This is a genomic window from Spirosoma lacussanchae (assembly GCF_005870035.1).
In the GTDB taxonomy this organism is placed as follows: Bacteria; Bacteroidota; Bacteroidia; order Cytophagales; family Spirosomataceae; genus Spirosoma; species Spirosoma lacussanchae.
In genome coordinates, this window is sequence record NZ_SWJG01000001.1 from 206105 (window position 1) to 219786 (window position 13682).

The 13682-nt window shown below is 52.3% G+C and carries 12 protein-coding genes; 7 read left to right on the forward strand and 5 right to left on the reverse strand.

Going from position 1 to position 13682, the window contains the following annotated elements:
• Positions 1–77 precede the first annotated feature (77 nt).
• The 4 genes from mutY (at position 78) to FBR45_RS00945 (ending at position 4329) form a co-directional block, all read left to right on the forward strand.
• Positions 78–1166, forward strand: a complete 1089-nt coding sequence (mutY, locus tag FBR45_RS00930; protein WP_138498473.1) for an A/G-specific adenine glycosylase — start codon at positions 78–80, stop codon at positions 1164–1166.
• 70 nt (positions 1167–1236) lie between these two features.
• Entirely contained in the window at positions 1237–1785 is a 549-nt protein-coding gene (locus FBR45_RS00935) for a single-stranded DNA-binding protein (RefSeq protein WP_138498475.1), read from the forward strand.
• 33 nt (positions 1786–1818) lie between these two features.
• Complete coding sequence (gene gldE, locus FBR45_RS00940; RefSeq protein WP_138498477.1) at positions 1819–3162, forward strand: gliding motility-associated protein GldE; 1344 nt, start codon at positions 1819–1821, stop codon at positions 3160–3162.
• A 141-nt stretch (positions 3163–3303) separates the two neighbouring features.
• Complete coding sequence (locus FBR45_RS00945; RefSeq protein WP_138498479.1) at positions 3304–4329, forward strand: phytanoyl-CoA dioxygenase family protein; 1026 nt, start codon at positions 3304–3306, stop codon at positions 4327–4329.
• Between the two features lie 75 nt (positions 4330–4404).
• On the opposite strand, the gene FBR45_RS00950 is transcribed toward FBR45_RS00945, so the two are convergent.
• Positions 4405–5517, reverse strand: a complete 1113-nt coding sequence (locus tag FBR45_RS00950; RefSeq protein WP_138498482.1) for an LBF_2804 family protein — start codon at positions 5515–5517, stop codon at positions 4405–4407.
• Positions 5518–5772: 255 nt separating this feature from the next.
• Between FBR45_RS00950 and FBR45_RS00955 the strand changes: the two genes are divergently transcribed.
• Positions 5773–6834 carry a DUF3500 domain-containing protein gene (locus FBR45_RS00955; RefSeq protein ID WP_246082065.1) on the forward strand — a complete coding sequence of 354 codons (1062 nt, stop codon included), beginning with the start codon at positions 5773–5775 and terminating at the stop codon, positions 6832–6834.
• Between the two features lie 45 nt (positions 6835–6879).
• Here the strand turns inward: FBR45_RS00955 and FBR45_RS00960 are convergent, their stop codons facing one another.
• From FBR45_RS00960 to FBR45_RS00975, 4 genes are all read right to left on the reverse strand, one after another.
• Complete coding sequence (locus FBR45_RS00960) at positions 6880–9036, reverse strand: peptidase domain-containing ABC transporter (protein ID WP_138498484.1); 2157 nt, start codon at positions 9034–9036, stop codon at positions 6880–6882.
• Between the two features lie 12 nt (positions 9037–9048).
• On the reverse strand, positions 9049–10233 hold the full coding sequence (locus FBR45_RS00965; protein ID WP_138498486.1) for an HlyD family secretion protein: 1185 nt from the start codon (positions 10231–10233) through the stop codon (positions 9049–9051).
• 579 nt (positions 10234–10812) lie between these two features.
• Positions 10813–11028: a hypothetical protein gene (locus tag FBR45_RS00970; RefSeq protein WP_138498488.1), complete on the reverse strand. Its 216-nt coding sequence runs from the start codon at positions 11026–11028 to the stop codon at positions 10813–10815.
• Between the two features lie 19 nt (positions 11029–11047).
• Positions 11048–11242, reverse strand: coding sequence for a hypothetical protein (locus FBR45_RS00975; RefSeq protein WP_138498490.1), 195 nt, complete (start codon positions 11240–11242; stop codon positions 11048–11050).
• Positions 11243–11668: 426 nt separating this feature from the next.
• On the opposite strand from FBR45_RS00975, the gene FBR45_RS00980 reads away from it, so the two are divergent.
• Positions 11669–11944, forward strand: coding sequence for a helix-turn-helix domain-containing protein (locus FBR45_RS00980; RefSeq protein WP_138498492.1), 276 nt, complete (start codon positions 11669–11671; stop codon positions 11942–11944).
• Positions 11945–12030: 86 nt separating this feature from the next.
• Positions 12031–13638 (forward strand): S8 family peptidase, encoded by a 1608-nt coding sequence (locus FBR45_RS00985; protein WP_171044806.1) that lies wholly within the window; start codon positions 12031–12033, stop codon positions 13636–13638.
• Positions 13639–13682: the final 44 nt, after the last annotated feature.

Genomic DNA, 13682 nt, shown 5'->3' on the forward strand with positions numbered 1-13682 from the left:
AGGTAGGGGTTTCTGGTAAATTATAAAACCCCGGCTTCCCCATTTCTTTACCCAACGTTGTATTTTCTGCTTTTATTTTGAATTGGCAATCAGACGCTAACGTCACCGAAACGATACTTGCGCCCGTTCTGGAGGGGTGGTACGACCACCATAAACGGGACCTGCCCTGGCGCCACACGCGCGACCCGTACCGCATCTGGCTGTCGGAGGTAATTCTTCAGCAAACCCGCGTGGCGCAGGGAAAACCCTACTACGAACGCTTCGTTGCTGCCTACCCAACGGTTGCCGATATGGCCCGTTCCGACGAGCAGAGTTTACTGCGTCTCTGGCAGGGGCTGGGCTATTATTCAAGGGCCCGAAATTTGCACCAGACTGCCCGTTACGTAACCGAACACTGTGCCGGTAAGTTCCCTGATACCTATCGTGAGTTGCTGAAAATGAAGGGCATAGGTGCCTATACAGCCGCGGCTGTTGCGTCGTTCGCGTTTGGCGAGCGGGTAGCGGTGGTCGACGGCAACGTATACCGGGTGCTGGCCCGGCTTTTCGGGATCGATCAGGATATCACCACAACGGCAGCTAAGAAGACGTTTGCCGCGCTGGCCGCCCGCCTGATTGAGCGGGCCAACGATCCGGCCACCTATAATCAGGCCGTTATGGAGTTCGGAGCTATCCAGTGTACTCCCGTCTCGCCCGACTGTTTGCTGTGTCCATTGCAGCAGCACTGCGTGGCCTACCAGACGGGTCGGCAGAGTCGCCTGCCGGTCAAGGCAAAAAAATCGCCTGTGCGGGATCGATATTATTCCTATCTCGTGTTCAGAAACAACGGTCGGCTCGCCCTTCGTGAACGTACGGCCCGCGACATCTGGCAGAATTTATTCGATTTTTACCTCCAGGAAACCGACGAGCCTGTTACGACGCTGCGCGATCTGGCGTTGCCTGATCCGGTGAGCGGACTGGTACAGCAGGGAGCATCGGCGGCTTACGTTGTTGAGCTGTCGCAGCTTTTATCGCACCAGCGAATTCGGGCATTTTTTCATCTGATTGACTTGCCGGACAGGCTGTTAGAGCAGCTGCCGACGGGCCTGAACTGGTACTCTATGGATCAGGTAAACGAGCTTCCAAAGCCTGTTCTGATCAGCAACTATTTGGCCCGTGAATTTGGATAAGTACGTTTGTTTCAGTATCTTTATCTCTCTTAAACCCCTGAATTTTTATACGTAACCAACTAGAACAACAATGGCAAGTCTTAACAAAGTGATTATTATCGGCAACGTAGGCAGCGACCCGGACGTGCGCTATTTGGACGGCGGTTCGGTAGTGGCTAAGTTCAGCGTTGCTACCAATGAACGATATACGACCCGTACCGGAGAGCAGGTTGAATCGACGGAGTGGTTCCGGGTTGAAGTCTGGAATGATCAGGCAAAAACTATAGAAAAATACGTTCGTAAAGGGCAGCAGATTTACGTTGAAGGTCGTTTGCGCACAGAGACTTATACCGATCGGGAAGGAAAAGAACGGTTTGCCCTGAACGTACGGGCTACGACGTTCCAGTTCCTGAGTGGACCGAATGACCGTCAGGAAGGAACGGGTTATGACGCTCCGGCTGCCGCTCCGCAGGCGCAACCGGCCCCAGCCCGCCAGCAGGCGGCTCCGGCTCCGCAACCGGCCGCTCCCCGTCAGCAAGCCGCCCCGGCCCGTCAGCAGGCGGCTGCGCCGGAACGCCGTCGGGAACCCGACCCGATGCCTTTTGAGAGCAACAGTGGTGATGATGATCTTCCCTTCTAGCCACGCTCGATTGTTGAACGAGATTTGACGTACATGGACCTTAGCGATCCTCTTCCCCGACAGGTGCTCCCAGCCGCAGAAGGCTGGGGCACCTATTTTGATTTTTACGGCCCCTACGCGGCCCTGCTGCTACTTTTAGTGACGCTGGCAGGCTTGGTGTCTGCCTCCGAAGCGGCTTTCTTCTCCCTATCGCCCGATGACCGGGCCCGCTGCCGGGATAGCGTACAGCCCGACGAGAAACGTATAGCGAGCCTGCTCGATAGACCCAAGCGGCTACTGGCTTCGCTCGTTATCTTCAACAACCTGTTGAACATAGCCATCGTCGTGATTGTCACATATCTGACCTGGATCTACTCGCAGGCTTCGCACGAATCGGGCCTCGTTTTGTCGGGGGTAACCCTGCTCACAACGCTGGTCATTGTGCTCTTCGGCGAAATCGTCCCCAAAGTATACGCCAGCCAGAACAACCTGACCGTGGCCCGCCGGACGGCCCCGCTGGCCCAGGTCGGTCTGGTTTTGTTTCGCCCGCTATCGGCGCTGCTGGTGAGCCTGAGTAACCAGGTCGATAAACGCATTGAGCGCCGGGGCTACAAACTCTCGGTGGAGGAACTTAGCCAGGCCGTTGAACTGACCGGTACCGATGCCACTACCGAGGAAAAAGAAATTCTGAAAGGGATTGTCAACTTCAGCAACCTGAACGCCCGGCAGGTGATGCGGGCCCGACCCGATATCTCGGCCGTTGCCGACGATCTGACATTTGCTGAACTGATGGAACAGATCAATGCATCGGGCTATTCGAGGGTGCCGGTTTTCAGCGAATCGCTGGATAAGATAGAAGGGGTACTGTACATCAAGGATCTGCTGCCCCATTTGCACCAGGACGATTCGTTCCGCTGGCAGTCGCTGCTCCGGCCCGCTTTTTTCATTCCTGAGAATAAGAAAGTCGACGACCTGCTGCAGGACTTTCAGAAGCGACGGGTTCACATGGCCATCGTAGTGGATGAATACGGCGGCACCCGGGGACTCGTAACCCTGGAAGACATTATCGAAGAGATTTTCGGTGATATCAACGACGAGTTTGATGACGATACGCCCACTGGCTATCGGCGCGAAGATGAACGCACCGTTGTATTTGAAGGAAGAGTGCCCATCACTGACGTATGTCGTGTCCTGAACGTAGACGCCACCACCTTTGAAGCGGTGCAGGGAGACAGCGAATCACTGGGTGGTTTGCTGCTCGAATTATTCAGCCGGTTACCGAAAGCGGGCGACGAAACAAGCTATGCCGGGTTCAACTTCCACATAGTATCGGCCGACGATAAACGGATCAACGAAGTACGGGTTATCCGGAACAGCGTTGCCGTTACCGCTTCCTGATCTATAGCCAGCCAGCTACTACCGTTGCCAGAATCGTGCGTGCTGTAACGGGCACTATGGAAATCATTGGATACGTGATTTTTTAAGTATCAGCACTGATTTTTCTGGTATATTTAGCGCGTACTTATCCAACTAGTATCAATGAGTCTGATCAGTAAGTTGAAGGCTGTTGTTCGGCAAACAATAAGCCCACCGGTTAAGCCAGTTACCGAATTCGATTACCCAACCCTCCCCTGGATCGATAAGAAAGACGCCGACATCGATGGTTTTCTGCGGCAACGCGAACCCGATACCGACCTGCCATATGATCTGGCCGAGAAGATGCGATTCTGGAAAGCCAATGGTTATGTAATCCTGGAGCAGGCTATCCAGACGGCCTGGGTCGACCAGCTCTGGCGCGAAGTAGAGGAGCTGATTGACCAGCACCAGAAATACCAGACCCTGGTTCGGGTCGATCTGCCAGCCTATACGCAAAAACCGGTTCAGCCCGTTCGTGACGTGCCCAAAGAGGTGCTGGACGGGCCTTATATCAAGTTTATGGACTTTCACGATAACTCGGTGATTGGCAAGAAGATCATGCTGCACCGTAACATCGTAACGTTCCTGAACGCGGTATTTAACGATAAGGTGATCGGTATGCAAAGTCTGCTGTTCAAATACGGAAGCCAGCAGGCAACCCATCAGGATTTTGCGTATGTTGTTTCGGAAATTCCAAGCCATCTGGCCGCTGCCTGGGTCGCTCTGGAAGATGTTCACATCGACTCAGGGCCGCTTTTCTATTACCCCGGTTCGCACACGCTGGACAAATTCAATTTTGGCAACGGCATTTTCTTCAACGGGCAGTCGACCCACGACCCCAACGATTTCGCCAACTACCTCGACAAAAGATGTCAGGAGGCTGGTCTGGAGAAGAAAACGCTACTGATTAAAAAGGGCGATGTGCTGTTGTGGCATGCCGCGCTAGCCCACGGGGGCGATGAAATCAGAAATACAGCCCTGACCCGTAAATCATTCGTTTGCCACTATTCATCGGATAAGGCGTACCGGCACCACCGGCAGCTACCGACTGCCGAACCCATCCGCCGTACTATCAATGGGGCCGATGTATTCGTAAATCCCCATATGCCTGACCAGGAAGACATATTTGATGCGGGCAAGACCCTGTAAGTGATTGATATAGGCTACGAAAAAGGGGAAAGACCAACTGGTCTTTCCCCTTTTTCGTGAATACGCTTTATGGGTTTACACCCAAAGTCCCCGGCCGGCATTGTATTCGCTGCCGATCCGCTCGATGTCTGCGGGCTGGTAATTACTGAGGAGTCCTTTCCGGCGGAGTTGCCGTAACCGACGTTTTTCGAACCACGATAGTTTGCCGTCTACCAGCACGCCGAACACCAGCAGGCGCTCCAGACTCCGGCGTACCTCAACCGGCGCGTTGGCTACCTGTTCGGCAAAATGGCCCGTTAGCGTAGCACTGGTTTGCAGCTCAAACCGATGCACCAGCGTTTCGGTGAGCAGAAAATGAGCGTAGTTATACTGCCGTTTCAAGATAGCCACGTACTGGAGAGCTTCCAGAATGAGCGGTCTGAACTGGGGATTATTGCCCCACTCATCGTAGAGTTCGTTAACAAATTCACGGATTGTCAGCGGAGCCATAACCCGTACCTGCGCTTCATGTAATACCTGCCACGAAGCCCACGCATTCCAGAACGCGTATACTGGCAGTCCGGCCAGATCGGTAACCTGCCGCAGGGCAAACCGCCCCGCTACCCGGCGTAGCAGAAACTTCAGCACGAGACTGCTCAGAGCCCCCCTGATCATATTAACCAGGAAGAACATAGTCAGGCCCCAGCGGGGCAGGTTCAGGTAAGGGTCTATGCCAAAGCGCAATACGCCCCGATTGGTTTTCTCCAGGGCTGCGTCGGCCAGCGCGCGCAGGTGCCGTTCGTACTGAGCATCGTGGGCCTTAGGAAACTGACACACCTGCATGATATTTTTTACGCCCCGTAAGTTGATGGCGATCAGTAAGTTAATCTCGAGGTAGACCAGCAGCAGGCCGTACAGCATCGTGACCAGCGGTAGGGCATAGGTGGTGCCGAAGAGGGTGATGGGCGTACTGACAAACAGATCGGGCCAGCTGTACTGGGGCAGGTATAACATCAATACACCCAGTATGCCGAGCAGAGCTGCCATCGTGAGCGTAACAACCTTGGTTCGGCGGATGACGCGGCTCTCGGTCGGATTCAGTACATACGGCTCATCGGTGGGATGCGCCGTGTCCAATGCCTGACGCAGATAGCGAAGTGCCAGATGATCAAGTGGTCCAGAACTGTTATTTGGTGGCCGGGTTGACATACGTGCAGAGTGACAGTGGAGATATGAATACAACCGGTAAAGGGGATCGGTTGTTAGCAAAAAGGCCAGATTTGATACATCTGTATTTAGTGAGCGGCTACGATCGGAAGCCTTCCGACCTGACTATAATTAAGCCATTTGCCGAAAGTAAATCAACGGATGTCAGCACTTTAACCTAACATAATAAACTCTATTGGTATGATCCGTTTCCAATTTTTGGCGAGATGTTTGCTTCTACTGTGCAACCTTATATATATGGGCGCTTCGGCGCAGACAGTGGCTGCCCGGAAAGCCGTGCTGGACGATATGCGCGAGTCTGGGAAGGCGTTCCTAAGCACCTTATCCGCCGATCAGCGCAAGCAGATTATGTTTTCTTTCGACGACGAAGAACGGTTCAACTGGCATTTTGTGCCGCGCGAACGCAAGGGCCTCCCGCTGAAGCAGATGACCGCCGACCAGCGGAAATCAGCCATGGCGTTGCTCAAAACGGGGCTCAGCGAACAGGGATACGAGAAAGCTACGTCGATCATCGACATGGAAAACGTGTTGCGGGTTATTGACAACCGCCCGCCCAACGATACCTACCGCGACCCCGAAAACTACTCGTTCAGCATCTTCGGCGATCCATCGACGGATAAACCCTGGAGCTGGCGGCTGGAAGGGCACCACCTGTCGCTTCAGTTCATGTCGCTCACCGGGCGAGTGCTGGCGCAGACGCCAACGTTCTTCGGCAGTAATCCGGGCGTTTTGCAGTACGATCCTCAGATGGCCGACAAGCGGATGGGCGATGTGCGGGTGAAGGACTTACCCCAGAAAGGCCGACAAATTCTGAAGCTGGAAACGGAGCGGGCCTTTGCGCTGCTCAAAAGTTTATCGGCCGAGCAGCGCAAACAGGTGGTACTGGCCGCCGTGGCCTACCCGGATATTGTGACCAGTAACAAACGTAAAGCCTCGCTGGAGCGGATGGACGGACTGAAACGGGCCGATATGACCGCCGATCAGCAAAGGCTGTTCATGGATCTGCTGCAAACCTACCTGGCCAACTACCGCATCACCCTGGCCAAACAGCAGCTGAACAAACTGGAGAAAGCCGGGCTCGACAGCCTGCGGTTTGCGTGGGCGGGTGATCTGACGCCCGAACTGGGCGAGGGGAAAGGCTGGTACTACCGCATTCACGGGCCTACTATCCTGATCGAGTATGATAACACGCAGACGAGCGCCAACCACATCCATACCGTTGTCCGCGATCTGACAAACGACTGGGGCGAAGACATGCTCCAGGAACACTACCGCGCCAGCCAGCACGGGAAACCCTGAATGTTATTTTTAATGTGGCAGCTGTGCGAATAATATGACCAGCGTTTATACCAGCTCGATCTGTTGCTGCCAATAATGCCGATACGTTTGTCCGTTTTGAAGCAAGTCGGTGTGACTACCTTCTTCAACAATTTTGCCCTGCTCCAGCACGATAATTTTGTCGGCCTGCCGAACGGTACTCAGCCGATGGGCGATAATGATAACTGTTCTGCCCGATTGTCGAAGATGCTGAATGGTGCGTTGCACGAACTGCTCGGAACCGGAATCGAGGGCAGACGTTGCTTCATCTAAAATCAAGATAGCCGGATCACGGTATAGGGCCCGGGCGATGGCTATGCGTTGACGCTGACCGCCCGACAGAGACACGCCATTTTCGCCAAGATATGTTTGAAAACCAGTGGGCAGTTTTTCGATAAAATCCAGAATGCCCAACTCGCGGCAGATGCTGATGATGCGCTGCATATCGGGTTCGGGATCGCCAATGGCAATGTTTTCCAGCACAGTACCCGCAAACAGGTCGATCTTCTGAGGCACAACGCCTACTACTTTTCGCAGACTGTCGGGGTGCAGGTATTTAATGTCATAGTCGCCAATATGGATACTACCTTCCTGAAGCGGGTACAAACCCTGAACCAGCGACAGTAAGGTACTTTTACCCGAGCCACTTTCGCCAACTATGGCCGTAACCTGCCCGTGTGGAATGGTGAGCGTAAGTCGATCGAATACGGTGATTCGGGTGCCATAACGGAACGTTACATTCTCAAATCGAATGTCACTAACGAGATCAGCTGTTAGCCAGATTTTGTTGTCGGTCTGCTCCTTTTCCAGATCCAGGATCTCAAACAAACGGTCGGCCGCAATACGGGCATCCTGGATGCTGCGGTTGGCGCCGATCAGGCCGGCAGCCGGGCCGGTAAAATACCCGATCAGGGCGTAAAAAGATAATAGTTCGCCGGGTGTGATCTGCCGGTCAAGCACAAAGAACGCGCCCAGCCATAGCACTATGATCGTGAATAACCTCGACGTAAATTCCGAAGCTGATCCGGCCCATATACTGCTACTGCCCGATTGGTAAATAGTCTGCAGCAGTTTTATAAATCTGGTTTCGGTTTTTTCATTGGCGAACGCTTCTAGGCCAAACCGCTTGATAGTCGATACGGCGTTCAGTGACTCAACCAATTGCGATTCCAGTTCAGCGCTGTCTTCCATTAACCGGCGCTGGTAGGTTCGGTTAATTCGATTGACCACGTAATAGATAAGACCGTAAAGCGGCACAATCAGGCCCATGACAACAGCCAGCTTCCAGTAATAGGTGAACATCAGGCCAAATGAGAAGAGGATGACCAGCCCGTTAACGACCAGCCCCAGGGCCGTATCGTTGATAAAGGTCCGGATCTTGACCGCATCATTGACCCGTGAAATGATTTCGCCGACGCGCATGGTGTCAAAAAATGACTGCGGTAAGGTCAACAGGTGTTTGTAATAGCCTAAAATAAGGGCCGCGTCGATTTGCTGCCCCGTTTTCAGATTGAAGAAGTCTTTGACCGTATCGATGAATACTTGGAGGAGCAAGAGTCCAATCATGACTACGCTCAGCAGATTCAGCAGATTACGATTGCCATCGACCAGCACGTTGTCGACCAGTTTCTGTACGTAGATTGAGGTAGATAGCCCCAGAAGCGTGTATATGACAGCGCCAAAGAGTGCCTGAAGCATTACGGCCCAGTGTGGGCGTAACAACTGCCAGAATCGTTGCCCAACCGATGTTTGCGCATTGGCGGTCTGAAAGCCGTTGTCAGGTACGAGCAGCACCAGGACGCCTGTCCATTCCTGCCGGAACAGGTCGTGTGTTTTGCGGTGTAGCCGACCATCGGCGGGGTCCATCACGACAACGTACTTGCTGGTTACGTCGTAGATAACCACATAGTGATGGAGTTGATTCTTACCGATTACGTGAGCGATGGCCGGTTTAGGAACCTTGCCTAAACTCTCGAAGGGGCCTTTGACTCCTTTGGCCTGAAACCCCATTTTGTGGGCGGCTTCGATGAGGCCCAGCACATTGGTACCTTTCTGGTCGGTACTGGCCAGTTGCCGAACCCGCGCTACGGGCATCAACAGCCGGTAATGAGCGGCTACCGAAGCCAGGCAGGCAGCCCCACAGTCGGTAATGTCGCGCTGTTTGATTCTGACGCGCTTGTTCATACAATGAATAGGTTAGACGGAACTGGACGGGTTCTGTCGCGTACGGTTGGGGTTAAGCCAGTCGTCGGCTTTGTCGTAGAGTAGCTGGAACAGCGAGCGTTGCGTAACAACAAATCGCGCTCGTAAGGTCATACCTTTTTTTAGCGAACCCCGGTACCCGTTGGGTAGAGTCAGGTAGTTTTGCCGAAGCTGGCAGCGTACCCGAAAAACAGGTTGCCGGGACGACGGGCTGTTTTCCACAATCGTAAAATCGTTATCGATGTCGAGAATGTGTCCGTCTATCAGGCCCCACTGGTTGTAGTCGAACGCGTCGACCTGAAACCGGGCCGTTTGGCCGGGGCGAAGCAGGCCAATATCTTTAGGGGGTACGTAGCACTCGACTATGAGTGTAGAATCTGGTGAAATGATGCCGATTGTCTCGCCTGCCTGTACGTAGCTTCCTGCATATCGCCCCGCTACCTGACTAACCGTACCACTAACCGACGCCCGCACCGTGTAGAGGTCGCGCTCCTGCCGGAGCTGTTGCTCCTGTGCCCGTAGCTCCGTGAGGGCCAGCTGGTGTTGAGTCAGGGCCGTTTGCCACTCGCTGCGCTGCCGCTCCATTAATGTCTGATATTGCGTCACTACGCTATTGAGGGCAAACTCTTTGTCTTCGTGTTCGAGCCGGGCTACGACCTTATCGCGTAACAGCAATTGGCTGGTTTCAACGTCGCGCCGGCGTTTTTGCTGGGTTTGCAGATTTTCCTGGCCCACTAATCGGAGCTGCTCGAACTGTTGCCGGTAAAGCGGGGAGCGGAGCTGCGCCATAAGAGCCGGATACGTAGCTGAAGCCAGAAGTTCATCGGGTTTTTGATCCAGGAGAAGTGTTAGATCATGAATAGATTGCTGCTTCTCCTGTTGTTGTGCCAACAGCAGGTGTAGTTTGGTATCCAGCACGGGGGTTTGTAGCCGCAGCAGTACGGCTCCTGTCTGCACGGACTGGTTCTCCCGGACCAGTAGCGCAGCCACGCGCCCACTAACCAGCGGTTTTACGTCGCTCCGTTCGGCTACGGGCCGTACCAGCCCACTAGCCTGCACCGACACATCAACAACAATGAACGGCAACGAAGCCAGGGCAACCGCTATCGCTACCAGCACGGACGTATAGATGAGCTGGCTACGAACGGTAAGAGTAGGGAGGTAGGTGATCGCGTCCATGGTCTATCTGTTCTTTTCTAACCTATTGGACAGATAAATGCAGCTTACAGAGAAAATCAATTTCATTATAACACTGGCCAATCCTGTTTGAAATAGCTAACCGGTAAATGAGTTCGGTAGAATGTAAAATGGTTAACACTACGGCCAGATAAAACATTAGTTTATACCATTAAATTGTACCATAATCACGTTGGATCTGAATGCTATTGTTCATTAGATACAGATTGACACGGGCCTAAACTTTACTAGCCTACTAACCTGCACAGACAAACCGGCAACAGTCAAAACATAGCCAGGATTACTACTATTGCTACTAGCATGGACGTATACATGAGCTGGATACGAATGGTCAAGTTAGAGAAATGTATTTGGTCGCGTCCATATCATTTCATAGCCATTATGAGAACAATTTTCCTAGAAAGACTTTTACTATATGCCAATTAGAAAATATAGTGTAAGCAGTGATAAAAGAAATCAGAACTAGCAAGATGTCGCGATTTTTCATGGTCTTTTTCATACTCCTTGATTATTGCGAAGGTGCCCCTTAGGTAAGACCTAAGGGGCTAGGTACAAGATTGGTTATTTACAATTGCACTTTGCTTTATTGGCTGCATAGTCGGCATAAGCCATAGCTATACCATGCGCAGGAATTACTGCACCGTATTTGATGTAATGTAAGCCAAAGCGTATTGCTGTTCCAATGTCATGAGCAAAACCATCACCACCGCTAATCTCACGAACTTCAAGGTGGCTTAATTCTGCCAGCTGGTTATCAAGAATGATGTGCTGTCTCATTTCACTCGTTGTTAATGATTTATTTTTTTGCCTGCTTACAATTTCCACTTAAACCAGCCTTAAAATTATCCCAGTCTTGAATTATTTCCGTAGCAGCTGCAATGGCAACTCCTATTAAGATGGCTACATGTATGGGTGTTCCACCTTGGGTTTGCTGGATAGCATATTCGTCCATTTCAACGACATCAAAGTTATCTAATGATAAAGTATTCATGATTTTGATACAAGTTAAAGCCTCCCGACCTTTCTACGTTTCAAGCCGTCTCGAGCCAGCCGAATTAGTAGCGATTGGTTATTGCAAAGTTGATAGGAGTGTCTAGACGAAGCTATGCGTAAAATGCATAATTTATGCAAATTGTGCATATCGTTATGCGTTTTACGCATAAACCAACATAGGTATCGATTCTGGAGATTTTAGTCTTTATAAGATATAGAATGTGTATCTATAAAAATATGCCAATTAAATTGGTACAAATAGGTGTGAACGTAATTTTAACTATCAATTTTATAGAATTGATAGTTATTTTTTTGGTTGATTTCACGCATAAAAAAGGTGATTTCACGCAATATAGTCTTGTTCATATGTCTCCTAATCGAAACTTTGGTGTCTGAACTGTCCGTAACTTAAAATTCCCTATCTATGCCAAACTACATGACCCGGATTCGGACGCTGCGCGAATTCTGCGGCCTCTCTCAGGAAGCGGTTGCCGATCAGCTCGGCATTACGCAGTCGGCCTATAGCCGACTGGAAAACGGCACTACCCGGCTGGATCTTCCACGGCTGGAGCAACTGGCCGGGCTCTATGGACTTACTGTCCAGCAACTGGTGGATCTGAATTCGGTTGCTCTCGTTGATATCATCAGCCAGACGCCAGCCGTTGTTGAGCGGCTGCGGGTCAGTGATGTCCGTAATTAACGCAACGAAGCGCGCCATTTAACAACTTTTAAGGCTATAAATCACGGGTTTCTTCGTAATTTGTGAAGACTATTTGTTTATAATTCATGAAGAAACTCCTTTTTAGCGCGTCGATTTGCCTGCTCTCTGTGGCAGCATCGGCGCAGGAGAGCCAATGGTATCTCCGCGATAAAACCGATAATTCGGCCGGTATCAGCGTAGAGCGCGCTTACCGCGAACTCCTCAAAAATCGCAAACCTACGCCGGTGCTGGTAGCCGTTATTGACGGCGGTATCGACACCACCCACGAAGACCTGCGCCGGGTGCTATGGGTCAATCCGAAAGAAGTTGCCGGTAACGGGAAAGATGATGATAAAAACGGCTACGTCGACGACGTTCACGGCTGGAACTTCATTGGTGGGAAAGACGGTCGGAATGTCAGCTACGAAACCGCCGAGGTAACCCGGCTCTACACCCAGCTGAAGCCTAAGTACGACGGTAAAAGCCGGGCATCGCTGAAGCCGGCCGAGCAAAAAGAATACGATCTGTATGTAAAAACCAAGGCCGAAGTCGAGAAGAACCAGGCGCAGTATAAGGCGCAATACCAGGGAATCAGCCAGTTCTACGAGCAGTACTCTACAGCCGTAACGACCCTGAAAAAAGCACTCAACGTAACGAAACTCGATACTACTACGCTCAGCAAAGTATCGGATACGATCACCAACGCTGCGCTGAAACGGCCGGTAGTCGGTATTCTGCGCTTGCTGCGGCAGCAGGGTGCGGCCGATGCCGACGCGGTAACGGCTGAGCTGGAAAAAGCCAACGAGCAACTCAAAGCACGCGCCGAGTACAACTACAACCCCGACTTCGACAGCCGCGCTATTGTGGGTGATAACCCCAACGATCTGAAGGAGCGGAACTACGGGAACGCCGACATCATGGGCCCGCGCGCTGACCACGGTACACACGTTGCCGGTATCATCGGTGCCGACCGGACCAATGCCCTCGGTATTATGGGCATTGCCGATGCGGTGCAGATCATGGGCGTTCGGGCCGTACCCGATGGCGACGAGCGCGATAAAGATGTAGCCAACGCCATTCGGTATGCTGTCGATAACGGCGCGCAGATCATCAACATGAGCTTCGGTAAAGATTATTCGCCCCAGCGGGAGGTGGTTGAAGAAGCCGAACGGTATGCGCTCTCGAAAGGGGTACTGCTGATACATGCGGCCGGTAACGATGGGAAAGACATCGATACGGCAGCCAACTATCCGTCGCCCCGGTTCCTGGATGGTAAAGAGATTCCGAACGTAATTACGGTAGGCGCCAGTGCCGAGCCGAACACAAACGAACTGGTTGCCAGCTTCTCGAACTACGGCAAGCAAACCGTCGATGTGTTTGCGCCGGGTAAAGACATCTACTCTACCGTGCCGGGTAGTAAGTACGAAAACAACAGCGGTACCAGTATGGCCTCGCCGGTTGTGGCGGGGGTAGCCGCTGTGCTGAAGTCGTACTTCCCCAAACTCACCTATGCCGATCTGAAACGGATCATCATGCAGTCGGCCACGCCATACAGTACGAAGGTACGCAAACCCGAAACCAGCGACTCGGTCGATTTCGCCAGCCTGTCGAAAACGGGCGGTATCGTCAACCTGTACGAAGCCGTTAAACTGGCTATGGCTCAGGAAGCCGGTTCAGGAACGAAGGGTAAATAATCATAACCGTTTTTTTGGGAGATCGGCCCCGATCTGGCAGCGCA